Origin of the sequence: Streptomyces sp. NBC_01537 (genome assembly GCF_045040445.1) — a bacterium.
GTDB lineage: Bacteria > Actinomycetota > Actinomycetes > Streptomycetales > Streptomycetaceae > Actinacidiphila.
In genome coordinates this window covers 262,403-283,865 of record NZ_CP109392.1, presented here as the reverse complement: position 1 = coordinate 283,865, position 21,463 = coordinate 262,403, and the positions used below count along the sequence as shown (strand labels likewise).

Below are 21,463 nucleotides of genomic sequence, written 5' to 3'. Positions count from 1 at the left end.
GCTGCTCCGCCACTGCACCGTGAAGGCCGCCACCCTCCCGTGCTGGGACGGTGGAGGTGCCGGAGGCGCAGTCGTACGCGGCCTTTGTGACGGCGTCGTCGGAGCCGGCGGGTCTTGCCGGCCAGGCTGGTGATCCGTTGGTCCTGGGCATCCGCGGTGGCGTTGAAGGCGATGAGGGGCTTGCCGGGCCTCATGGTGGTGACGCCCGGCGTCTCTCCGTTGCCGGATGATCGCCAGGACAGGCCCTAGGTGGCGAGCTGAGCATTGCGGCTGGTGAGCGAGTTGGTCTCTGTTTGGCGACGGGTTCCTGCGGATGTCGATGCAGAGCGGTGCATAGGATCGCCGGTGTGGTACTGCGACCTGTTCTGGTGAACATAAAGGCTCTTGATGACTCGGCGGTCGGCCGGTTCTGGGCGGAGGCGCTCGGCTGGCGTGTTTCCAGCGCGGAACCCGGCGCGACCGCTGCTCAGCCCGTCGGCTTCGATTGGCTGGACCCGGTCGGCGTATGCGTCGACGTCATTGCCGTTCCGGAACCCAAGACGGCGACAAAGAACCGTGTGCACCTCGATCTCGCCACCACCTCTGCGGCCCATCAGGCGGAGTTGGTCGCGCGCCTTGAGGCTCTCGGTGCGACGCCCGCCCACGTGGGGCAGGGCGACGTGCCGTGGACGGTTCTGGCCGACCCGGAGGGCAACGAGTTCTGTGTGCTGGAGCCTCGGGAGATCTACCGGGATACCGGGCCGATCGCCCGGGTGGTGGTCGACTGCGCGGATCCGCGGGCCATGGCCCGGTTCTGGGGCGAGGCGGTGGACTGGACCCTGCACGAGGTGACCGACGATCATGCGATGTGGCGCTCCGCCAAGGGTGTCGGCCCGTATCTGGAGTTCCTCCGCACGCCCGGCGTGAAGACCGTGCCGGACCGCGTCCATCTTGACCTGGTGCCGGACCCCGGTGACGACAAAGCAGCGGAGGTGGCCCGGCTGCGGGCTCTGGGCGCCACCGATCTCGACGTCGGCCAGGGCGACGTCCCGTGGACGTGCCTGTCCGACCCGGAGGGCCACGAGTTCTGCGTCCTCGCCCGGTCCTGACGCGGAGCGTGGTGTCTCGGTCGATTCGGGCGGCGAGAGCTCAGGCTGGAGACGGGATGGGTGGCCGGGTGCGGCGGTTCGGTCGATTCCGGGGGCTTGGCGGTGACGGCGGCGGCACAATGGCGACCGGCCGGCATGGCGTACGGCGGCCGCGAGCGCCCGGCGCCGTCCGACGCGCTGGGTCCCCGGGAGAGGAACGCGTGAGCGAGAACCGAGAAGCCGATGCATCGCAACGAGTCGATTCGGGGACGGCGCACAATGCCCGTGTCTGGAACTACTGGCAGGGTGGCAAGGACTTCTACGAAGTGGACCGGCAAGTGGGTGATCACGTCGCGGGCATGATCCCGGTGATCCGTGACATCGCCCGCGCCGACCGGGAGTTCGTGGGTCGAGCGGTGCGCTTCCTGGCAGGCGAGCGCGGGATACGTCAGTTCCTCGACATCGGCGCCGGTCTGCCGGCCGTGGAGAACACCCATGAGATCGCTCAGCGGATCGCGCCTGAGTCGCGGGTCGTGTACGTCGACAATGACCCTCTGGTGCTCGCTCACGCACGCGCGTTGCTGACCAGTGCCCCTGAAGGTGCCACCGACTACATCGACGCCGACGTCCACGACCCGGACACCATCCTGCGCATCGCCGGCCGGACGCTCGACTTCACCGAGCCGGTCGCTCTGATGCTGCTCGGCATCCTCAACTTCGTCCTCGACGGTGGTGAGGCGCAGGCCATCGCGCGCCGGCTCGTGGCGGCGCTTCCCTGCGGGAGCTTCCTGGTCCTGACCCATCCCACCACGCAGCCCGAGCTCGGTGGCGATCTCCAGCTCGAGGCGATGGCATTCTGGAACAACAACGCCAAGCCGCCGGTCACCGCGCGTAGCAGCGAGGAGATCGCCCGGTACTTCGACGGGCTCACGTTCCTGGAGCCGGGGCTCGTTCCGTGCTCGCAGTGGCGTGCCGGGCCCGGGGAAGAGCCCGCGGTCGTACCGCAGCTCGGCGCCGTGGCGCAGAAGTCCTGACGTCGCCGCAGGACGTCGCGGTGAGACTGGGCGGCGCGCTGCGACAGGCCGGTGGAACGCCGCGACGAGACCACTGATGGCGCGAGAGCGGGGGACACCTGGGCGGATTCCGGAGGTCGTCGCAACACGTGATCATTGACATGTGGTGGTGAGGAGTTCAGACAGCCGCTCGGCTGGGGTTTCCCAGCCGAGCGGCTGGCGTCTGCGGCTGTTGAGTTCGGCGCCGAGGTGGCCGCGGGTGTGGCCGACGGAGGTCTGTGCCCTTGGGACGTACTGACGTACCGCCACAGCAGTCCGCTTGTATTGTCCTTCGATCCGCGCCGCCAGGGGCTGGCCGGGTCGCAGAATTGGAAGGGATGTCCGTGGCGAGGGATCGCGCCGCGCCAAGAGCCAGGAAGAGCACCGAGGACAGGGAGCCGGCAAGAAGAGCATGCTGATTCCCAAAGCTCCGAAGGCTCCCCTGGGGCCAATCGATCACGGTCAACCCCGCAAGGACGACCACAAGCCCGCCACTGACGACGGCCCACGACGATGTCGGCGACATCCGCCTTCGCATGGCCCCCGCCCCCCTGGCCGAGATCACCATCCGAACACCACACGGCACAGCACGCTACGCGCACTCGGACTACGGGTTCCCCAACGCCAAAGCCCCGTGTCAGCGGTCACGCACTTCGGCTCTGGCGAAGATCTTGTGACGAACGGGGTGCTCGAAAAGGGGTGGACGCCCCCGGGATACTGGTTGCCATGGCCGTCACCCAGCAGCTTGCCCGAGTCTCTGCGGAGTATCTCGCCGCCTGCCGGACACGCGCCGAGGAGTCATTTGATGGTGATCACCAGTGGGACCCGCCGACGGCTGACTGCCTTGACCTCGACTGGGTCCCAGCCATGTTGGAACGTGCGTGCGAGATCGCCGGAGTCGGAGAATTGCACCTCGCCGCGCTCAGGCAGGCCACCGACGGCGGTGTGGCGATGGATGTCGGTTTCCTCAACGCTCACCCTCATGCCATCGGGCCCTTCGGGCGTGCACCGGCCGCCCTTGAACCGTTGGCAGTCAGGCGAGTCTCCGGTCTGCTCGGGGAGATCGACCTCCAGGCCGTTCTGGCGGTGCTGCCATTCGACGTCCGTGAGGCAGGAGCGTTGATCGGCCACGGAGCCGAAGGCCTCGTCGACGGGCCCAGAACGTATCTGATGGACCATTTCGATGCTCTTCGCGAGTTCTATGCAGGAGCCTCGAAGCGGGGCCTTGCTGTCCTCTCATGGTGGGACTGACTTCCCGAGGTGGGCTGTTGGTCGATTGCCTGTCTGTCCGACGGGCACGGGCAGCGCGGGCAGGTCGTCGGCGTGGACGCGGTCCATGCGCGACGGCGTCGAGGTGTGGGAGGCGGCCCTGATCTCTTTGAGTTCTGCCGCGTCGGTGTCGGCGAGGTCCCGGGGGTCGTCATGATCCAGCGCACGATTCGGCGGGGCTTCGGTGCCGGCCGCGGTTCGGGAGGAGGTGCCGGCGGCTGCCTCGGCCTGGGGCTATGAGGTTTCTTGAAGGGGCGGAAGTAACGGCGGACGCACTGGATGTCGCCGCTGAAGCCCTGCTCGCGCAGTTCGCCGTGGAGTTGGGGAATGTCGTGGCAGCCCTCGTTCCACCGTCGGTGCAGGTAGGGCTTGTCGGCGTCCAGAATCGATTTCCGGTTGACCGCCTTGACCAGGAGTTCGTTGAGGCTCTGGGCGCGGGGCGAAGCGCCGTACGGTCGAGTGGTCGAGCCGCCGTTCGCGGCGGATCGCGGCCAGCGACATCCCCGCGGACAGGCTCTGCTGGATCGCCAAGGCGAACGCGGCCCGGATGCAGGCATGGTGGGCGCTAACCGTTTTCTCCACGGCCTCGGCGAGGTTGCGCCAGAGATGCCGGCCGTCCGCGTCGAAGCTTCCCAACGGAAGTTATCAGCCCAGCTCGACACCGTTCGGTCAACTGCCGAACAAGTCAGAGCGGACACCCGTGTCCGCTCTCGGGCATGGTGAAAAGGCGTGAGCCTTCAGGCCACAGGATCGTTAGCCTGCGTCGCATGAACCTCGATGATCTTCCTACGGCGGAGTTCGCGTTCCCCGGGCCGCTGCGGGACCAACTGGTCGCCGCGATCCTGTCCGGCGCCAAGACCACTACCTCCGGGCTGGTGCTGGAATACGAGCGAGAGAACGAGCCGTTGCCCAAAGTCGGCCGGCAGTCGGCCGTGGTCGACTCCGACGGGCGGCGGATCGCGGTGATCGAACTGACCGAGGTCCGGGTGATCCGACTTGCCGACGTCGACCTGCAGCATGCCCTCGACGAGGGCGAAGGCGACAAGTCGGTGGCCGAGTGGCGGGCTGGACACGAAAGGTTCTGGCACAGCGCGGAGGTGCGCGAGGAACTGGGCGACCCCGATTTCACCGTCGACGACGACACCCAGGTGCTAGCGCAGCGCTTCCGGCTGGTGCACACGGCCTAACGAGCTCCAACAATCATCGGAACCACTGAGAACGATCATCCTCATAGCGTCTCAGTGGAAGTGATCAGCCCAGCTCATCACAGTTCGACCGACCATCGAACAAGTCAGAACGGACAGCCGTGCACGGCGACGCCGCCCACGCGCTCATCCGGTCCGCGATCGACGCCCTGGGGGAGTGAACCTGCGCAACCATCCGCAACTTCGTTGAGTGCCGCACCGCGCTGTCCGTAGCGTCGAAGTCACCGACGCCACCACCAGCCGGAGGAGGCGGGACCTCATGCCCGCACATACGAACACCACCACTTCCCACCCCGAGCCGGTGGGCGCCCACGGCCTCCAGCCTGGTGTCGGCGGGGGTCTTGCCGGTCTTCTTCCCGCCGGTCACGTACAGGTCGACGATGGTGTCGTCGACAGTGCCAGCTTGGTGTCGCGGACCGTTGCACGTCGGCGCTGAGGATGCCCGGGCAGTCGTTGCTGTCCTTGGCGACAGGCATTGGGCATGACTGCGAGTCGCATTTACGCGTGGTGAAGGGCCTGCGGATCTCGGGGCGGGGCCGGACGGGTGAAGCCGTCGGTGGGAGGCAACCGGCAGGCCGCCGGGGGCTGTCCTGCACGGCAAGTCCGGTCGACATCGTCCGAGATCCGAGAGGTAAACCTGATGAGCCTTCTCTACACTCCGCAGCAGTCGGTCAGCGGTGACTATTTCCTTGCCCCGCCGGCCGCCGCCCCGAGCGCGGCCTGTGCTCTGTCCGCCACCGACGCGCGCTGGGTCGAGCTCCATGCCGCGCTCATTTCGGCGGGCGTGCCCCCGCAGCCGGGGGACGGCTCCGCGGTGCACACCATGGCGCGCCGGCTCGACGACGCCACGGTCAGCGCGGTCGTCGCCTGGATCGACAGTGCGGCCAGCCTGGCTCAACCTCACTGAGCCGGGCACGTTTCCTGCGTCATCATCTGCTGCCTGCCAAAGATGTCCGTGCCGCCGACCTACGTCGAACGTCTTGTGTCGCAGGTCCGGCAGCGGCAGCTATACGAGAACCGGGCCTCTGGGCTGTCCCGTAAAAGATCTCCAGTAGGCGTGCCCGGTTCTGGCGTACGCGCCCGTCGTGCACTTTGCTCGTGGCCGTGCTGCCTTAGGCTCGCCGCGGGAAGTCAGGATGATGGGCGTGTGGCGAGGCGAGGTCGAATATGTCGTCGCATGGCCAGTGGTCGCCGTCGAACTGGCAGCTATGGCGGTTGTCCCACGGTAGTTCCGGGTCGCCCACGGCCGGACTGACGACGTGACGGGCCAGAATGCGTCGCTTGGCCAACCGCCTCAAGCGCGTCCGCGGCGGTGAGTTGCGGATACCGCCCTGCTCCTCGCCCCGGCGTCGCGCTCCACCTGTGCGAGGTGCGCCGCGGCACCAGCTGACGGGCGCAGCCCGGCGGGCTACGAACCCGTCGGCAAAAGCGGCCCCTCTACTGCGCCTCCTCCGCCGCCTTACGACGTTCGGCCTGGGACTTCGGGCACATCTCAGACCGAGGAATACCGCCGGACTGCCCACGGCCGGGGGCGCCTTAGTGGACGCGGTGCTGACCGGCGGGGGCGGGCGGCCCCTGCCGGTCAGCGGGGTCGGCGGGGTCAGACGGTGGCGCAGGTGGACCCGCTGAGGGTGAACGCGGCCGGGGCGGTGTTGGTGCTGCCCTTGGCGCCGATGAAACCGACGACGACCGAGCCGCCGGCGGTGATGGTGGAGGTGTAGGAGGCGGGGGCGACGCTCACCGTGCCGCCGGTCTGGGTGGGGGTCCCGCCCCACATGTTGGAGACGGTCTGGCCGTCGGCGAAGGTGAAGCCCAAGGTCCAGCCGCTGATGGTGGTGGTGCCGGTGTTGTGGATGGTGATCTCGCCCTGGAAACCGCCCGGCCACTCGTTGACGACGCGGTAGCCGACGGAGCAGTTCAGGCTGGGCGTGGTGTCCTCACCGGTGGTGACGCTCACCGTCGCCGAGCGGGACGAGCGGTTCCCGGCCGCGTCGCGGGCGTAGACGGCGAAGCTGTACGCGGTGCTGGCGGTGAGGCCGGTCACGGTGGCGGTGTTGGTGACGGAGGCGGCGACCGTGGTCTCGGTGCCGCCGCTGACGCGGACGATGTCGTAGGCGGTGACACCGACGTTGTCGGTGGCGGCGGTCCAGGTCAGGGTGACGGAGGTGGCCGCCACGGCGGAGGCGGTCGGGGTGCCGGGGGTGGTCGGGGCCTGGGTGTCGCCCGAACCGCCGCTGTAGACGGTGGCTTCCCGGGAGGTCTGGGCGATGCCGTTGACGCCGTTGAAGATGCGCTGGCCCCAGGAGCTGAGCTGGTTGGGGTCGAAGCCGATCGCCAGGTCGAGGATCGGGTCGGTGTTGCCGCTCCAGGACCAGGCCAGATAGCCGAGTCTGAGCTGTACTGCCGTGGCCATCATGGTGTCCTCGTCAGGGTCGCCCCACTGGTCGGCGGGCCCTCCGAACTCGCCGATGAGGATGGGCAGTCCGGCGTCGACGAAGGCGTTCAGGTAGTCGGTGATCTCCTGGGCGGTGTCGAAGACGCTGTACATGTGGATCGAGAAGATCAGGTTGCCGGTGGTGTCGGCGTCGTAGACGGCCTGGGCGTTGGCGCGCATGACGCCTTGCCAGTCCTGGCCCCAGTTGGGCGCGTCCACCATGATGGTGTGCTCGAACCCGGTGTCGCGCAGCTTCTTGACGGCGGCGATCGTGGGCGCGGTCCAGCCGGCGGGGTCGGTGTTGCCCCAGGGTTCGTTGCCGATGTTGATGATGACGTAGTTCTCCTGGCCGGCCAGTACGTCCTTGAGGCTGATCCAGTAGTCGGCCGCCTCGTCGAGTGTGCCGGCCGCCGCGTCCTCGCCGTAACCGGTGGTGTCGTGCACCTCCAGTACGCAGATCAGCCGGTTGGCCTTGCACTGGGAGATGACGCCGGTCACTTCCGCGGCGCTGTTCCTGGTCCAGCGGTGGCCGTCGGCGAGGACGACGCGGACGCTGTTGGCGCCCAGTGCCTTGATGTCGGCCAGCGACTGGGTCTGGCCCGGGTACCAGGTATAGGCGTGGTTGACGCCGCGCATGACGAAGTCGTTGCCGTTGCCTTCGAGCAGGCGGCCGTCGCTGATGTGGAGGCCTGCGGCGAGGGTGTCGGCCGGCTGGGCCTGCGCTTGGGTCCGGGCCTGGGCGGTGGTCGGGCAGAGGGCCCCGAGAACGACCAGCCCGAGAAGGGCCGCCAGTGCGGTCAGCAGCGTAGTGACGGGGCTCTTTCGTGTCGTGCTTCTTGTTGTTCTCACTGCGACTCCAGAGAGTGAACCAAGAAACCTGAGGTGTCGGAAGAAGCTTGGGAGCGCTCCCATCAAGTCACCATGTCAAGGACGCGTCAAGACATTGCGCGTGCTCCGTCGACCGCGGGTGACCGGCCTGGGGGCCGGGTCTGCGAGGCGGGACCCCGCGCGGAGCGCTGCGGGAGGCGCGTGTCTGACCGGCTCCGTCGCGCGTACGACGCCGTGCGGCAGAGACATACGTGGGCGGTTTCGTGCTGTTCTACCACCTGGCCGGACCGGGCGCGGTCGTGCCCACGTACACCACCAACCAGCAGTTCGAGAGGCGAAGGACGTGGCACCGGCGCCCCCTGGCGTACCGCCGGCACCCATGCCGTCGTCAGTCCAGCGGCTGACCGGCCGGGGCCGCCCTGCGCGGCCGGTGGCAGTCACGTACGGCGTCGTCGTCACCGTCGACCTGCACAAGAAAGCCGATCCGCGGGGTGAGTTCGTCGACACCTACCACCTGAGGACGCTGTCGCAGAGCCCGCACGACGTCTACGTCTCCGACACGCAGTTCTACCCCGTGCCCGAGGTGCGAACCCGCCCCTACCCGGGCCTGGGCGACCTGGCGTTCCTCACCGGCGGCGTCAACCACCAGACCTTCGGTGTCCTGTACGGCGGGGCCGCGCTGTCCCTGTCCCTCTACGCCGTCGACGTCTGGGGCGGCCTGGGCGAGATACCCAAGGACGCCGACGGAACGCCGAGTTCCCCCCCGGTCGTGGACAGCACCGCCCTGATCCTGGTGATGGCGAGGACGCTGGGCCACCTGATGAGGGTGATGCAAACGGCTCCGCGTCATCCGGCGGTTCAGTAGCCTGGACGGGTGATCACGGAACCGTCGGAGCCATCGGCCCAACTCGGGCTACTCGACCTCTCGGTCGACCTCTCCGTCCCGCAGGTGTACTCAGGTACTGACTTCACTGTCTACTTGCACGTCAAGAACCCTTTTGCAGTGCCCGTCTGGATCGATGCGGTGGAACTGAGCCTGCCGACCCAACTGTTCTGGCGGGTGCCCGAGTCACCAGAGGACGGGGACTCTGGAGCCCAGTCCGCGGAAGAAGCGGATGCCTTGCGGGAAGCGATCAGGCAGAGGCGGGCCCGCAAGAATGCGCTACTGCGCGATTTGGAAGGCCTCGAACTCACCAATCATGCCGCGCGGGAGCGTATCGACGAGGAAGTCCAGCAACTGGACGACGAGAACGAGATTGACCTGGGGCGGCTGCATGGAGGCACGGGGCGACTCCACCTCGATGCCCACGGCGAATCGATAGTCAACCTCCACGGCAGCGTCCGGCAACTACACATCGATGCCCGTGGCTCCTCGATCGTCAACGTGTACGACCCTGTCGCGCACGATCGCGAGCGGGTCCCGCTGACGGGCTCGCTGCCGGCCGGCGCGGCACTGGAACCCGGCTGCACCGATGTCCGGACCATCCGCCTCGGCACCAGTCGCAGCCCGTTCTTCATCCCTGCCAGCTACCGCTTGCAGATCACCGTCATCTATGGGCTGACACCGGCTCTCCGCTCAGTCGGCCCGGACGCGCAGCCGAACGGGCAGGGCGACGCCTCTGCCCGGCGGCGGGTCTTCTCCAACACCACCTCCCTCACAGTGCCTCTCAAAGCGGCCCTGTGGAACGTGATGTCCGGGGGCGCGCTCGGCGGTGCGGTGGGAAGCGCGGGCCGCTCACTCCAGGACGCCCACAGCCTGAGCACCCTGTTCCACCAGCATCTCGGGACGGCCATCGGTTCACTCGTGCTCGCCGTCATCCTCAGCAGCGCCGCGATCGTCTTCGCGGCGCGGAAGTCCGAGGCGCAGTCCTTCATCACCGTGGAGGACTTCTGGGGTGGAGTCCTCATCGGCTTCCTGATCGGCTACTCGGGAACGGCTGCGTTCACAGAGCTCACCGGTGTGAGCAGCTAGGACTTGTCCGGGCGATCATGCCGCGGACAAGGCCTACAGCAACGGCCCGTACCGCCGGTACCTGCGCAGCCGGGCATCCGGCGCACCATCCCGGAGAAGGCCGACAGCCAGGCCGCCCGCCGGCGCAAGGGCTCACGTGGCGGGCGGCCTCCGGGCTTCGACGAGGAGCGGCACGAGAAGCGCAACAAGCTGAAGCAGGCCCGGGCCGTGGTCACTCGCTACGACAAACGCCGCTATGTCTACCTCGGCACCGCTACCGTCGCAGCCCTGATCATCTGGCTCCGCACATGATGGGTCTGGGCAAGTCCTAGGCGACGCCTTCGGCTGCCAGGACAACACGGGTCCGTTCGAGGTCGACGGCGACTATCCGCACCGATGTGTCCTGGCCCTCGCGGAGACTTTTCGCAAGGTCCGCGACCGGCTCGGTGAGCGGAACGAGCCCTTCGACGCAGTCGGCGATGCGCACGAAGAATCCGATCGGCGCGATCTTCGTGACACGTCGGTTGACAACTTGACCGACACGCTCCACGAACCGAGGGAGCAGGTCCTCGTGCTCAACCCACTCGCGGAGCACGATGCCCACCTGGTGATTGTGCTCGGCATGCCAGACCACCTCGCCGGTAATGAGCTGTCCCACGGTCGGCAGTTCCATACACCTGGGCATCCTGTCGACTCTGGCCAGGCCAACGGCTTCAGGGTGGCCGTCAATGGAGAGGAAGACGCCGAAGGGCTGTCTACCGATGACCTCACCGGCAATCGAGGTACCGACAGGCAGAGAGCGAACCGTCTCAGGCCAGGCCGCGGTGGCACCGGCTGCTTGGCACCTGCCGTTTTCGTAAGAAGCCGTTGTCTTTCCGAGCGTGATCGCTGCGTTTCTGCTGGTCAGGTATGGGATTGATGCTTCGGAGGCAGGGATGACGTGTCGTGTCGTCTCTGCGGTGGAGGTGCCGGGTGCCGTCGGTGATGGGGCTGTTGGAGGAGCGGGAGCGCGCTGCTCGGCAGCGGGTGGAGGCTCTTCAGGTCGAGCTGCGGGAGGCGGAGACCGTCTGGGAGCGGTTCGTGATCGCCCGTGAGACGGTCGGAGAGGTCCTGGCGGAGCCGCACGGGCGCGTGGATGTGCCGGTGACCTTGCCCGATGGGCCCGCGGTGCCGGTGGCGGGTGCGGTGCCCGGTTCGGTGGTGCCGGTGTGGCGCGATGGGCTCGACAATGCAGTGCTGGCGCCGGACTACCGGCGGATCATGGAGATCGTGACCGGCCACGGGCTGTCCGGTGCTGGGGCGATGGAGTGCCGGCAGCTCGCCGCCGGGCTGGGTCTGGAGCCGGTGCCCGCGAAGGTGGAGGGCGTGCGGTCGAAGGCGAAGCGTCTGGCCGCGCGGGGCTGGCTGGCCGAGCGCAGTCCCGGGATGTTCAGTGCCACCGGGCGAGCCGGCGGCTCATGACCATGCTCATCGACCACCGGATCATCGCTTCGGCGCTGTCGGTGCGGGCCTCGTAGTCGCGGGCCAGGCGGCGTGAGCGCATCAGCCACGCGAACGTGCGCTCCACCAGCCACCTCTTCGGCAGGACGACGAAGCCCGTGGTGTCGTCACTGCGTTTGACCACCGTCAGCGCGATCCGCAGGGCGTCGCGGGCGAGGTCGACCAGACGTCCGGCGTAGCCGCCGTCGGCCCACACCAGCGTGATGCGCCAGTGCCGTTCGCGCAGCCGGGCCAGCAGCGTCTGTCCCGCGTCCCGGTCGGTGACCGAGGCCGCGGTGACCATCACCGTCAGCAGCAGCCCAAGAGTGTCCACCACGATGTGGCGCTTGCGGCCGTTGACCTTTTTGCCGCCGTCGAAGCCCCGTGTGGAGGCCGGCACCGATGCGGCTCCTTTCACCGACTGGGTGTCGATGATGCCCGCCGTCGGCTCCCGGTCGCGGCCGGCGGCCTCGCGGACCCGGTCGCGCAGCCGGTCGTGGAACTCGGCGACCAGGCCCTTGTTCCGCCAGCGTCGGAAGAAGGCGTAGACGCGGTCCCAGGCGGGGAAGTCCGCGGGCATCGCCCGCCAGGTGATGCTGCCCGCGACCAGGTAGCGCACCGCGTCCAGCATCTGCCGGTGGCAGTAGCCCTCCGGCTGCCCGCCCCGGCCCTCCAGCCAGCCCGGAACCGGCATTGCGTCGCGCACGACCGCCCACTCCGCGTCGCTCATGTCGGACGGATACCTCGGTCGCCTGTGCGGCCGGTCCCCGGCGTTCCCGAACCGGTGAGCGAGGCAATCACACGTAAGGGCAGGCGAAATGGACGACACCGACACTGGCACGGAAGACTGCAGCGCCAGGGGCCTCCTGTTGCTCGGTTGGATTCGACACCCACGAGATGTTCGGGAGGCCCCACTTTCATTCTCAGCCAGCCAGAAGATCACCCGACCGAGTCGACGACCTCGAACTCACGCTCACGAAGATCGATAGAGCAACGGCTGCTTACTTCGGAGTGGCCGGCGGCGTTCGCCGCCGAGGCGATAGGCAGGCGGATGCCGCTCGTGATGCTGTCGAGCGTCAACTCCGCGCTGGCGGCGCATCCGCAGTTTGAGAGAAGCGTCGAGACGCTGCGCGGGGCGTGCTGTACGGGGAAGGCGAGTTCGTGCCGAAGGCGCCGAAGGAAAGCGATCGGGCGGCGTACCCGTGGGAGGTGGCACTGGGGGCGGTGGAGCAGGCCTGGGTGGTGGAGTCGGGCTATAGTGCAGGCGTTTTGGGGACAGTCGGTAAGGCCGTGCCCCGACCGCATCGCCGAGGAGGCCGTCCGATGGGACCCGTCACGCTGATCACCGGGGGCTCGACCGGCATTGGTGCCGCCACCGCCCGAGCCCTGCTCAAGGAGGGTCACCGGGTGGCTGTCACCGGACGGGACGCGGACAAGCTGGCCGCCTTCGCCGCCACGGCCGGAGCGGGCGAGCGGCTGCTGACGATCACCGGGGACACCAGCGACGAGCACGACGTCGCCGCCGCCGTGCGCCGCGTGGTGGACACCTGGGGCCGGCTGGACAACGTCATTGCCAACGCCGGGTTCTCGCTGCCCGGGAATCTGGAGAGCCACGCCCCCGAGGACATGCGGGCCATGGTCCTCACCAACGTCCTGGGCCCGGTGCTGCTGGTGCGGGAGACCCTGCCGCAGCTCAGGGAGTCCAAGGGCCGGATCGTGCTGATGGGTTCGGTCGCGGGAGTGCGCCACACGCCCGGCAACCTGTACTCGGTCACCAAATGGGCCGTGCACGCGCTGGCCGAGAACACACGGCTGCTGGTCGGCCAGGACGGGGTCGGCGTGACCGTCGTCGCTCCCGGCGTGGTGGACACCCCGTTCTGGGACGAGCGCGGCGGCAGCCCCGAGACGGCGCTGACCGCCGAGCAGATCGCGAACACGATCGTCTTCGCCCTCAACCAGCCTGCGGGCGTGGACATCAACCACATCACCATGCGGCCGACCGGGCAGCTCGGCTGAGCAGGCTGTTAGAAGCGTCCCAACCTGGCACCCGAGTTGTGCGGGAGGCCCCACTTCCATGCCCAGCCGACCAGAGGATCACCCGACCGAGTCGTCAGACTCGAACTCACGATCACCAAGCTCGATTGAACAACGGCTACTAAGGCCAGGAGTACTCGCTGATGCGCTGATCATGGCACGCGACAGCTGCTCCTGGACGTGTTCCGAGGTGATGATCATGATCGGCCGGACAGCTCCTAGGGCCTGTCCTGGCGATCATCCGCCAGGGCGCCTCGATGGTACTTTGACCGGAATCGTGGGAGGGGCGGGCGAGTGAGTGGACAGTGACCTGCGGCGTGCTGCTGTCGTGGCGCTGGCCGAACTCGGGCGAAGCCGTGACTGGCGTGACCGGGCGGATGCCGGTCACGGCCTGGCAGGGTTCGCCGAGATGCAGGAGGCCCTCGAGCCGCTGCTGGCGCTTGTGCTCGATGCAGGTGACACGTTCGTCACCCGGCGGACTGCTGAGGGTTTGCTTCGGCGAAAGGACAGGGTCGGACTGACGATCGTCGCCTCCGCACTGGCAGTCGCCGACTCGAATCACGGGGATTGGATCCACACCGCAATCGTCGATGTGTTCAGCATGTTTTCCGACGACCTGGACGAGGCGCTACGGCTTTGCGAGGAGATATCGCGGGACGCCGACGATCGTGTTGCCCTGGGGGCCCGTCAGCTGCACGAGATCCTGGCAGAGATCGATCCCGTTCTTCGCCCCGCATAGCGCGGAACCGATCGCTGTTGTGAAGGCGCAGGTGCACGACGACAGGAGCAGCGAGGAGCTCGCGGCCGTCTGGGGGCGGCGGTCAGGACTTCCGCACGTACTCTGACGGTTCTGCGTCCGCGTTCATGCTGAACAGCAGCAGATGGCCGTCGCGGGCGGCAGTGAAGAAGAACGAGTCGGGCTGGCGGCAGCCCTTGCCAGACTCCGCGGTGTATGTCGCCGGACTGAGCGCCAGCACCGGGTACACAGCGCCGATGACGAAGGTGCTGTCGCAGTACTGCTCCGTGCCGTCATCCATGGCCGCCGTGACCGACATCCGCACCAGGCGGCCACCGACCGGGCCCTGGGTGATCCGGACCAACTCCTTCTCCCGATAGGCCTTGTTGGCCGGCACCCAGGTGCCGACGTACTCGTCCGGCACCGCGTCCCGTCCGCCGGCCGACCGGTAGAAGTCGGCCGTCAGGCCGCCGGACTTCCACACCAGCACGTCCTGCGACCGCACCTTGAGGGTCTGCTGGGAGAGCGGCGTGCAGCGTCCCTGCGGCACCCCCGCGGTCACCTGGCCCGTGCCGACGACCAGTGTGTCGGCATCGGCGGAGACCAGCTTGCTGCGCCCTGTGCACTGCAGATCGCCGTCGGTGTCGATGTACGCGGCGACCTTGTCGCCCGGCCCGCCCGGTGAGATTTCCAGCCGCAGTACCCGTTTCGGCAGCTCGGAATTGCCCTCGAGTACGCCTTCCCAGGCGCCGACGAACTCGTCCGGGATGCCCGGATCGGCGCTCGGCGACGCCGATTCCGAGGCCGACGCGGTCGCCGAGGGTGCGCCGCCCGCCGCGGGGTCCTTCTCACCGCCGTCACGCAGCGCCAGCGCCGTACCGGTGGCCACCGCGGCGAGCGCCACCACTGCGGCGAGGACTGGCCGCCACCGCCGCTTGGACCGCGTCGGCGCCGGCGAGCCCTGCGGCGGTGTCTCCGCGGTGAGCATCCGGGCGGCGAGCCGGCCGAGTTCAGCCAGCAGCTCTGCGGGCAGCCAAGGGCCGTCCGTGTCGGTGCCGGTGTGGACGGCGAGCTGCTCGGCTGTGGGCCGCCGCTGCGGGTCCTTGGCGAGGCAGGCGGTAACCAGACCGGTCAGCGTCTGCGGCACCCCGGTGAGGTCCGGCTCCTCCTCGGCGATACGGAACATCACCGTGTGCAGCCCCAGCTCGGCGGAGCCGAACGGCAGCCGCCCCGTCGCCGCATACACCAGCACGCAGCCGAGGCTGAACATGTCCGCGGCAGGCGTCACCCGCTGTCCGCGCACCTGTTCCGGCGACATGAAACCGGGCGAGCCGAGCACGACCCCGGTGGAGGTACGCAGGCTGCCCGCCACGGTGTCGAGCGCCCGCGCGATGCCGAAATCGATAATGCGCGGGCCGTCGACGGTCAGCAGGATGTTCGCCGGTTTGAGGTCGCGGTGCACCAGGCCCGCGCCGTGGATGGCGCACAGCGCACGGGCGAGCCGCCCGGCCAGGGAATGCAGTGTCGCCTCGGGCAGCGGCCCGTAGCCCGACTCGACGACCTCGTGCAGTGAAGGTCCAGGCACGTACTCGGTGGCCACCCAGGGCACCGCGGCCTCGGTGTCGGCCCCCAGCACCGGCGCCGTCCACTCACCGCCCACCCGGTGCAGCGCGGCGACCTCCTGGCGGAACCTGGCCCGGAACTCAGGCACTTCGGCCAGCGCCGCCTTGACCACCTTCACCGCCGCGGCCCGCCCACCCGCGGAACGTCCCAGGAAGACCTGGCCCATAGCGCCGGCACCTAGCCTGCCGATCAGCGTGAAGTCCCCCATCCGCCGCGGATCCCCCGGCTCCAGGACGTGCATCCGTGCCCCGCTCTCCCCGTGTGCGTCAGCTCGCTCTGCGCTTCGGCGACATTACCGGGTCGAACAGAAGCCGGCCCGCGGTGGCTGCGCCGCCCCAGGACCGACCCCGTACGGAACCACACCGGCGAACTCCCAGGTGAGCGACCCAGCTCGAGACGCCGTTCGAGGCCGGAAGATGAAGAACAAGCCAAGAGGCAGTGCCTGGCCCGGGGACCGCGAACGACGCGACCGCAGCAACAGCCTCGCCCCCAGCTCACCGATCAGCACCTAGCGGCCTTCGCAACCAACCCCACGCCCACCACGCGAGCGCCAACGAAGCACCGCCAGCCTGCCCAAACACCTGAAGGATCGCGTCCCGGAGGTTCATTCCTCGTCCGGCCAGCCACCCAGGGCAACCGCCAAGCGATCACATAGGGACGAGCCCGCCATCTCCACAGCCAAGCGGTAGGCCAATGGCCCAACCCGCCATCCCGAGTCATGATCGAAGGGCGGCCGCTGCCCCGAGGAGTTGTGCGCGAGCTTCGCCACAAGTTCCGCAAGCCGGAAGAACAGTTCCTCCTCCGAGGTGAGGGGCTTGTCCTCCTCCAGGCTCCGCCGGCGGAGCCGGTCGAAGACCAACCGTGCCTGCGGCCACTGGTCCGGCTGCTCGGCGAGCGCCAAGACCGCCTCGATCTCCGGCGGCCGCCCCATGGTCAGTGCGGCAGCCCCGACCACACGTCCCGCCCACTCCACCGGGTCCGGCTGACGTTCACACAGCGATCGTCCCCAGGCTGAGCTACGGCTCACGCTTGCACTCATCGTGCGATCTTGCCGATACCGCGGACTGGGAACAAGCGGTGCCGAATAGCGGTGCCGCGGGGGTGTCTCTTTGATCAGTTGGTTCTCGGGTTGATCGGCTTCCCTCTGAGGGATGACGGTGGCGCACATGGAAGCCTGTCGGCATGGATACGTTCACGGCCCGGCTGGAGGGCGCATGGGAGTGGTGGTCCGCCGCCATCGAGGAAGCGCAGGAGGGGCGCTGGGTGCGTGATGCGGTGGAACGGCAGGTGATTGCGGACATCGGGGCTGCTACCAACGCCCTGCATGGCGGCCGACTGGCGCCGTTCACCGAGGACTCGTGGCATGTACGTATCGGGCGGATCGCCAACTGGGCCGGAGTGCTCCGGCTGGCCGCTCGGGCAGGCGAGTGGGAACTCCAGCCCGTCGTCGGGCACAGCCCGACGCACCCTGCGGGCATGGCCGAACTGCTGTCCGGGATCTATGCGATCGGCGAGCAGGGCGAGATATGGATGACACAGCTCCGAGAGCGCAGATGGCCACCAGAGAATGAGATCGCCCAGGCAGAGAGTTTCCTGACCGGGCCAGGGTCCATCGAGGATCTTGAGCAGTTCTTCTGCGACTGATTGCCGGCTCTCCTTGGGTCGGCGTCGCGTCGTTCGACGGCGTTGCGCTGCAGGTATGCCTCGGCATCGAAACCTGGCGGGCGACCTCCGGCGCGGCCGCGAAGCCGGCGGTGTTCGATCTGGTCGGCTGGCTGCGGGATGACGGCCCGAATGCCTCGGCGGCGGAGATGCTGACGGATCGCGCGGGAGGAGTAGGCGCGGTCCGCGAGGACGGCCTCAAGTCGGGTTACCCGCCTGGCTCGCGGTGACGTGGAGGGCAAGGGGCCGTGCCCTGCTGTCACCGACCAGGTTCACCTTCGTGCTCAGGCCGCCGCGGGAGCGGCCGAGTGCATGATCGTCGGGTTCGTACCGACCGGGTGCCCCCTTTTCCTGGCTCCGGCGGCGTGCTGGTGAGCCCGGCAGACGGTGGAGTCCACCGACACGGTCCAGCCCGCGTCGTCACCAGCGTCGGCTGCGGCTCGACCGCAGCGAGGATCCTTTCCCACGTGCCATCGACGGCCCACCTGGTCGGACGTTTGTGGGCGGTCTTGAAGGAGTCCAGCACTTCGTGGCGAACCGGATCGGCCGGCATCAACGGCTCGAGCCGGTCCCACATCGGGGTCGACCGGGCGCCGGCCCTGCCGCGGCACGGCACCGTCGGCGAGGCCTCTGTCGAAGCGGACCAGGTCGTGGACGATGGACCCGCTGGCGTCGGCACCGTGCCCGCACCGGTTCCCCGGCCGTACGTGCAGCCGAGGGTCGCGGCCGTGGCTACCGGCGCCGGCTTCCGTGCCGGGGCCGTCCGGGCCCGCGTAGGTGACGACAGCGAAGCTGCGCGCAACCATGCCAGAACTCGGTGCCGAGCACTCCCGAGCCCGAGCCCGAGTCCGAGCCCCGGCGTGTCACCGTGTCCGTGCAGCGCGGATTCGACGCTGGGCCAGCGAGCGCGGAGGAACAGGATGAGGCCGAGGACTTGGCCATAGCCGCTCCCGGAGCAACTGCCCCGCGGCCAGCTGGGGCGCCCCTCACGTCCGTCGACCGGTACTTCCGGGCCTGGGCGGAGTGCGTCCGGTCGTTCGGCACCGATCCCAACGGCGACCAGCTGTCGGAGTTCCTCACGCAGTGCGGCTTCACCGGACGTGGGGGAGGGGCCGTCAGCCCGCGACGCTGCGCCGGTACCTGCCGGAATTCCGCGTCTACGCCGCCTGGCAGCACATCCTCGAAGAGCAGGGCCAGGCAGCGGCAGCCGAGGAACTCGCCATGGTGCTCGCCGAACGCGGCAACATCGGCCCCGCGTACGCCGTGGCCAAGCTCTACCTGCTCCTGGACGACTTCCCACGCCGCCGCGAAGCGCTTGCCGGCGACTGGGCCGACAGCACACCCGGCATCGTCGCCTCACACAGCGGCCCATCCGAGGCGTCAGGCCCTACCTGACGAGGCGAAACAGCCAAGGTGATATCACTGCGATACCAGAGCAGCTACCCTCTAAATCACGGCCCGTGAATTCACCGGAGGACCTATGAGCGCGCAGCCCGCCGAAGCCGGCCAGCCAGCACGCCCCGAGCCGACCATCCGCATGGTCCGCGCTGCCCTTCCGGAAGCACACCGCGATGCGTTCCAGGCCGAGATCGAACGCACCCCCCTGCACCTCATCGGCAGGACACTCGCGGCCTGGGACCTGCGCGCCCGTGCCCTCGCCAACCCCGCCATGATCGCGATGGCCCGGCGTATCGGTGACGAACACGCCGGACGTGCCGCACAGCCTTCGACGCTGTCCGATGACGAGGTTCGGGCCTTCGCCCCTTCCCTGCGCCCGTAGTCTGATCGGATGCCCCACCAGATCGACTTTGCTGCTGAAGGCGTCGCCGACGTCTACCGGCAGCTCCAGCCCTGGGTGCAACGCTCCCTCGAAGAAACGCTCATCGTTGCCGCGGCGGACCCCCAGGCGCTGCCCTGCCTTCCCGAGGAATCCGAGTACGCCCGGATCCTCGACTTCGCTGACGGCCGCGGACTGGCCCTCCTCGACATCGACGAAGACGACAAGCGGATCACCGTGCGGATGATCCAGCCGCCCCGGTAGCCAGACGTACGGAACGGGCTCCTTGCGCGCAGACGAGATAGGCCGGGCGCCCACCCGGGACCTGTTCCAGCAGGCCGCGACCCGCACGGCGGAGACTGATCAGGTGGTCGTACTCGCCGTCGCGCATGTTGCCGGTGTAACCGTAGGACTTGGCGTTGGCGGCCTTCTCCTTGCCGGTGACGTACGACGACGGCCGGATCCCGGAGGTATAGCCGCCTGTGCGACAGATCGTGGAGCCGATGGTCGCCAGGGTGACCTTCGGATTGAGCGCCCCGGGCGTACACACCGGATCCGGCAGCGGTTCCTTGTGCTCGCACCGGCAGTGGTACGCCCCAGGCGCCGGCTGCGCCTGCACGGTGTAGTGCGATTGGGGGCCGGCACCGACCGGCATGGCATGCACTGAAGCGGTGGCGGAAGCCGTCGTCAGCCCGAGCAGCGGCAGCAGGAGAACGACGGGGCGTGTCCGGCGGCACGGGGCAGCATCGGAATTCTCCGTACTTACGGTGATGAGGTGGGTACATGCTGCGCCGCCCGGTACCGCACCCGTCCATCACCCGGATGGTCGGCGATGGATGGCAGGCACGGAGGGGGCCAACCTAGGGTTGCGTCGAGTGTTCGATTCATCGCACACCGTAACCTTCTCATGGAGGTCAACCATGAACTCGCTTCGTACCCTCGCTCTCGCGGCCGCTCCCACCGCTCTGCTGATCGGCCTGGCGGGGCCCGCATCGGCCGCACACGCCCCCGCGCCGAAGGCGTCTGCCGCGTGCAAGGCGCCGGCTGCTGACGCAGTGCTCACGGCGAAGCAGGGGATCGAGCTGTACAAGGGATGTAAGTCCGTGAAGGCCCCCCGCAAGACGTGGCACTGGATGGGCAATTACGGGTCGGTATACGACGTCGTACGTGTCGCGAACAGCAGGAATGTCGGCGCCGGCGGCCTCGTCACGCAGGCGAACGCCAGCGGCGGCGGCCTCATCCCGACGTTCATGTACTACTAGGCCAAGGCGACTTGGCGGTCCTGACGACCAGCTGAGCCTGCGAGCCAGGACCGTGCGGAGGGCGGGGCGCGAGCCCCGCCCTCCGCGCATCGAACCCGACTGCTCGGTAACCTCCCATGGGTGTTCACCTCGAACATCGCCGTCGCATACCGAGAGTTGACCCACCGCGCCTGCCGCGCCCCCAGATCAGTGCGCCGCACTCACCGGCTCCGCCGCCCGTGACACCGAGGACCGGTGGTCCGGCGTGGACCTTTTCCTGGGCGTCGCCTACAGAGTCGCCCTCGCCGACTGGCCCGCGTACCTCTATGCCGAACTGGGCCCTGGGCGCGCTTCACCACTTCGACCTGCGGGCGGGCCCGGCGACGTCCCTGGCCTTCCTCCTCGCGGATCTGCTAGCCCCTAATCTTGTGGGGCGAACTGCCGACCTCGTCCCATGGGACCCTGCCACACAGCTGGCTGGGCAGAGACGGTGCCCGCCGGACGGGAACGGAAGTCGCGGCCGGCGCTGCGAAGGTGCAGCCAGGGAATGCCTGGCGTTATTACCTGCGGGGTGTGGCGGTGGGCGACGGCCGTCGTCCGGCCCGCAAGCCGCTCAGGGCCGCCCAGGAGGAATGGGGCGGGCCCTGCCCGCGCTCGGGCTCGCCGCCGGTGCGGTGGTGACGGAGCGGCAGGCGGAGTTGCTGTTCGGTGAGGGCCGGCACTCGGACGCGGACCGTATCGAGCGCGAGCTCCTGGACGACGGCGCCGCCCCGGACACGGCACGGCTCGCCACCGTCCTCGGGCTGTCGATCGAAGAGATCGAGAAGCGGAGGCAGGTCGCGCTGCTCGCCCTCGACTTCGTGTTCAGGCCGCATGCGTCCCTGATCGTCAGGCCCTCCCGCCAGTGCGGCACCACCGCCCCGGCCACCGGGACCTTCACCACGTCCGGAACCAGCACGGGCTGCGGCGGCACCTCGGTCTCCGCCTCCGGCGCCGCCAGGGCTTCCGCCAGCTCCGCCAAAGCCACGACCCGCCGATCCAGCACAACCTCGGCATCCCGCAGCTCGCCCAGAACCCGTGGACCGACCGCGTCCCCGCTCTGAGG

At 68.7% G+C, this 21,463-nt stretch carries 24 protein-coding genes and 2 pseudogenes; 17 read left to right on the top strand and 9 right to left on the bottom strand.

Annotation, left to right across the window (positions count from 1 at the left end; translation table 11 throughout):
* The first annotated feature begins 347 nt into the window (after positions 1-347).
* Positions 348-1,088: a VOC family protein gene (locus OG607_RS01500; RefSeq protein ID WP_405717681.1), complete on the top strand. Its 741-nt coding sequence runs from the start codon at positions 348-350 to the stop codon at positions 1,086-1,088.
* A gap of 200 nt (positions 1,089-1,288) precedes the next feature.
* The gene (locus OG607_RS01495) at positions 1,289-2,101 is read left to right on the top strand and encodes an SAM-dependent methyltransferase (protein WP_405717679.1); all 813 of its coding nucleotides are present in this window, start codon (positions 1,289-1,291) and stop codon (positions 2,099-2,101) included.
* A gap of 132 nt (positions 2,102-2,233) precedes the next feature.
* Here OG607_RS01495 and OG607_RS01490 read toward each other — a convergent pair.
* Positions 2,234-2,457: pseudogene (locus OG607_RS01490) on the bottom strand (IS30 family transposase); the annotation flags it as partial.
* Positions 2,458-2,845: 388 nt separating this feature from the next.
* On the opposite strand from OG607_RS01490, the gene OG607_RS01485 reads away from it, so the two are divergent.
* From OG607_RS01485 to OG607_RS01475, 3 genes are all read left to right on the top strand, one after another.
* The gene (locus OG607_RS01485; RefSeq protein ID WP_405717677.1) at positions 2,846-3,370 is read left to right on the top strand and encodes a DUF1877 domain-containing protein; all 525 of its coding nucleotides are present in this window, start codon (positions 2,846-2,848) and stop codon (positions 3,368-3,370) included.
* A gap of 785 nt (positions 3,371-4,155) precedes the next feature.
* Complete coding sequence (locus tag OG607_RS01480; RefSeq protein ID WP_405717675.1) at positions 4,156-4,575, top strand: ASCH domain-containing protein; 420 nt, start codon at positions 4,156-4,158, stop codon at positions 4,573-4,575.
* A 658-nt stretch (positions 4,576-5,233) separates the two neighbouring features.
* On the top strand, positions 5,234-5,500 hold the full coding sequence (locus OG607_RS01475; protein WP_405717672.1) for a hypothetical protein: 267 nt from the start codon (positions 5,234-5,236) through the stop codon (positions 5,498-5,500).
* A 205-nt stretch (positions 5,501-5,705) separates the two neighbouring features.
* Here OG607_RS01475 and OG607_RS01470 read toward each other — a convergent pair whose 3' ends face one another.
* On the bottom strand, positions 5,706-6,116 hold the full coding sequence (locus OG607_RS01470) for a DUF6221 family protein (RefSeq protein WP_405717669.1): 411 nt from the start codon (positions 6,114-6,116) through the stop codon (positions 5,706-5,708).
* Between the two features lie 77 nt (positions 6,117-6,193).
* Positions 6,194-7,876 carry a cellulase family glycosylhydrolase gene (locus tag OG607_RS01465; RefSeq protein WP_405717667.1) on the bottom strand — a complete coding sequence of 561 codons (1,683 nt, stop codon included), beginning with the start codon at positions 7,874-7,876 and terminating at the stop codon, positions 6,194-6,196.
* 358 nt (positions 7,877-8,234) lie between these two features.
* On the opposite strand from OG607_RS01465, the gene OG607_RS01460 reads away from it, so the two are divergent.
* The 3 genes from OG607_RS01460 to OG607_RS01450 are packed head-to-tail and all read left to right on the top strand — an operon-like array spanning position 8,235 to position 10,118.
* Positions 8,235-8,720, top strand: coding sequence for a hypothetical protein (locus tag OG607_RS01460; RefSeq protein WP_405717665.1), 486 nt, complete (start codon positions 8,235-8,237; stop codon positions 8,718-8,720).
* 9 nt (positions 8,721-8,729) lie between these two features.
* Entirely contained in the window at positions 8,730-9,827 is a 1,098-nt protein-coding gene (locus OG607_RS01455; RefSeq protein ID WP_405717663.1) for a hypothetical protein, read from the top strand.
* A 3-nt stretch (positions 9,828-9,830) separates the two neighbouring features.
* Complete coding sequence (locus OG607_RS01450; RefSeq protein WP_405717661.1) at positions 9,831-10,118, top strand: hypothetical protein; 288 nt, start codon at positions 9,831-9,833, stop codon at positions 10,116-10,118.
* A gap of 16 nt (positions 10,119-10,134) precedes the next feature.
* Here the strand turns inward: OG607_RS01450 and OG607_RS01445 are convergent, their stop codons facing one another.
* The gene (locus OG607_RS01445) at positions 10,135-10,479 is read right to left on the bottom strand and encodes a S1 RNA-binding domain-containing protein (protein WP_405717659.1); all 345 of its coding nucleotides are present in this window, start codon (positions 10,477-10,479) and stop codon (positions 10,135-10,137) included.
* A gap of 299 nt (positions 10,480-10,778) precedes the next feature.
* Here OG607_RS01445 and OG607_RS01440 point away from each other — a divergent pair, with 299 nt between their 5' ends.
* On the top strand, positions 10,779-11,267 hold the full coding sequence (locus OG607_RS01440) for a hypothetical protein (protein WP_405717656.1): 489 nt from the start codon (positions 10,779-10,781) through the stop codon (positions 11,265-11,267).
* On the opposite strand, the gene OG607_RS01435 is transcribed toward OG607_RS01440, so the two are convergent.
* The gene (locus OG607_RS01435) at positions 11,236-12,015 is read right to left on the bottom strand and encodes an IS5 family transposase (RefSeq protein ID WP_405717653.1); all 780 of its coding nucleotides are present in this window, start codon (positions 12,013-12,015) and stop codon (positions 11,236-11,238) included. The two genes, OG607_RS01440 and OG607_RS01435, sit on opposite strands and share 32 nt — an antisense overlap.
* Before the next feature lie 593 nt (positions 12,016-12,608).
* Here OG607_RS01435 and OG607_RS01430 point away from each other — a divergent pair.
* Together OG607_RS01430 and OG607_RS01425 are read left to right on the top strand one after the other, a co-directional pair.
* Positions 12,609-13,301 (top strand): SDR family oxidoreductase, encoded by a 693-nt coding sequence (locus tag OG607_RS01430; protein WP_405717651.1) that lies wholly within the window; start codon positions 12,609-12,611, stop codon positions 13,299-13,301.
* A 316-nt stretch (positions 13,302-13,617) separates the two neighbouring features.
* Positions 13,618-14,058, top strand: a complete 441-nt coding sequence (locus OG607_RS01425; protein WP_405717649.1) for a hypothetical protein — start codon at positions 13,618-13,620, stop codon at positions 14,056-14,058.
* 82 nt (positions 14,059-14,140) lie between these two features.
* On the opposite strand, the gene OG607_RS01420 is transcribed toward OG607_RS01425, so the two are convergent.
* Both OG607_RS01420 and OG607_RS01415 read right to left on the bottom strand, forming a co-directional pair.
* Positions 14,141-15,844, bottom strand: a complete 1,704-nt coding sequence (locus tag OG607_RS01420) for a serine/threonine-protein kinase (protein ID WP_405717647.1) — start codon at positions 15,842-15,844, stop codon at positions 14,141-14,143.
* Positions 15,845-16,282: 438 nt separating this feature from the next.
* Positions 16,283-16,717, bottom strand: coding sequence for a hypothetical protein (locus OG607_RS01415; protein WP_405717645.1), 435 nt, complete (start codon positions 16,715-16,717; stop codon positions 16,283-16,285).
* Positions 16,718-16,860: 143 nt separating this feature from the next.
* Between OG607_RS01415 and OG607_RS01410 the strand changes: the two genes are divergently transcribed.
* Positions 16,861-17,322 carry a hypothetical protein gene (locus tag OG607_RS01410; protein ID WP_405717642.1) on the top strand — a complete coding sequence of 154 codons (462 nt, stop codon included), beginning with the start codon at positions 16,861-16,863 and terminating at the stop codon, positions 17,320-17,322.
* 29 nt (positions 17,323-17,351) lie between these two features.
* Here OG607_RS01410 and OG607_RS01405 read toward each other — a convergent pair.
* Positions 17,352-17,917, bottom strand: a pseudogene (locus OG607_RS01405) (transposase); the annotation flags it as partial.
* Positions 17,918-18,423: 506 nt separating this feature from the next.
* On the opposite strand from OG607_RS01405, the gene OG607_RS01400 reads away from it, so the two are divergent.
* From OG607_RS01400 to OG607_RS01390, 3 genes are all read left to right on the top strand, one after another.
* Positions 18,424-18,735: a hypothetical protein gene (locus tag OG607_RS01400; protein WP_405717639.1), complete on the top strand. Its 312-nt coding sequence runs from the start codon at positions 18,424-18,426 to the stop codon at positions 18,733-18,735.
* Positions 18,736-18,820: 85 nt separating this feature from the next.
* Entirely contained in the window at positions 18,821-19,120 is a 300-nt protein-coding gene (locus OG607_RS01395; protein ID WP_405717636.1) for a hypothetical protein, read from the top strand.
* Between the two features lie 9 nt (positions 19,121-19,129).
* Positions 19,130-19,381: a hypothetical protein gene (locus OG607_RS01390; protein WP_405717634.1), complete on the top strand. Its 252-nt coding sequence runs from the start codon at positions 19,130-19,132 to the stop codon at positions 19,379-19,381.
* Here the strand turns inward: OG607_RS01390 and OG607_RS01385 are convergent.
* Positions 19,350-19,772, bottom strand: coding sequence for a hypothetical protein (locus OG607_RS01385; protein WP_405717632.1), 423 nt, complete (start codon positions 19,770-19,772; stop codon positions 19,350-19,352). The genes OG607_RS01390 and OG607_RS01385 overlap by 32 nt on opposite strands.
* Positions 19,773-20,037: 265 nt before the next feature.
* Between OG607_RS01385 and OG607_RS01380 the strand changes: the two genes are divergently transcribed.
* Positions 20,038-20,379 (top strand): hypothetical protein, encoded by a 342-nt coding sequence (locus tag OG607_RS01380; protein ID WP_405717630.1) that lies wholly within the window; start codon positions 20,038-20,040, stop codon positions 20,377-20,379.
* Between the two features lie 611 nt (positions 20,380-20,990).
* Complete coding sequence (locus OG607_RS01375; protein ID WP_405717627.1) at positions 20,991-21,461, top strand: hypothetical protein; 471 nt, start codon at positions 20,991-20,993, stop codon at positions 21,459-21,461.
* Positions 21,462-21,463 lie beyond the last annotated feature (2 nt).

Bases quoted from the DNA above. Each gene is read 5' to 3' on its own strand.
- OG607_RS01485 (WP_405717677.1), top strand. From the start codon at position 2,846: ATGGCCGTCACCCAGCAGCTTGCCCGAGTCTCTGCGGAGTATCTCGCC.
- OG607_RS01480 (WP_405717675.1), top strand. From the start codon at position 4,156: ATGAACCTCGATGATCTTCCTACGGCGGAGTTCGCGTTCCCCGGGCCG.
- OG607_RS01475 (WP_405717672.1), top strand. From the start codon at position 5,234: ATGAGCCTTCTCTACACTCCGCAGCAGTCGGTCAGCGGTGACTATTTC.
- OG607_RS01460 (WP_405717665.1), top strand. From the start codon at position 8,235: ATGCCGTCGTCAGTCCAGCGGCTGACCGGCCGGGGCCGCCCTGCGCGG.
- OG607_RS01445 (WP_405717659.1), bottom strand. From the start codon at position 10,479: ATGGAACTGCCGACCGTGGGACAGCTCATTACCGGCGAGGTGGTCTGG.
- OG607_RS01435 (WP_405717653.1), bottom strand. From the start codon at position 12,015: ATGAGCGACGCGGAGTGGGCGGTCGTGCGCGACGCAATGCCGGTTCCG.
- OG607_RS01430 (WP_405717651.1), top strand. From the start codon at position 12,609: ATGGGACCCGTCACGCTGATCACCGGGGGCTCGACCGGCATTGGTGCC.
- OG607_RS01420 (WP_405717647.1), bottom strand. From the start codon at position 15,844: ATGGGCCAGGTCTTCCTGGGACGTTCCGCGGGTGGGCGGGCCGCGGCG.
- OG607_RS01415 (WP_405717645.1), bottom strand. From the start codon at position 16,717: ATGAGTGCAAGCGTGAGCCGTAGCTCAGCCTGGGGACGATCGCTGTGT.
- OG607_RS01410 (WP_405717642.1), top strand. From the start codon at position 16,861: ATGGATACGTTCACGGCCCGGCTGGAGGGCGCATGGGAGTGGTGGTCC.
- OG607_RS01395 (WP_405717636.1), top strand. From the start codon at position 18,821: ATGAGCGCGCAGCCCGCCGAAGCCGGCCAGCCAGCACGCCCCGAGCCG.
- OG607_RS01390 (WP_405717634.1), top strand. From the start codon at position 19,130: ATGCCCCACCAGATCGACTTTGCTGCTGAAGGCGTCGCCGACGTCTAC.
- OG607_RS01385 (WP_405717632.1), bottom strand. From the start codon at position 19,772: ATGCCGGTCGGTGCCGGCCCCCAATCGCACTACACCGTGCAGGCGCAG.
- OG607_RS01380 (WP_405717630.1), top strand. From the start codon at position 20,038: ATGAACTCGCTTCGTACCCTCGCTCTCGCGGCCGCTCCCACCGCTCTG.
- OG607_RS01375 (WP_405717627.1), top strand. From the start codon at position 20,991: ATGGGGCGGGCCCTGCCCGCGCTCGGGCTCGCCGCCGGTGCGGTGGTG.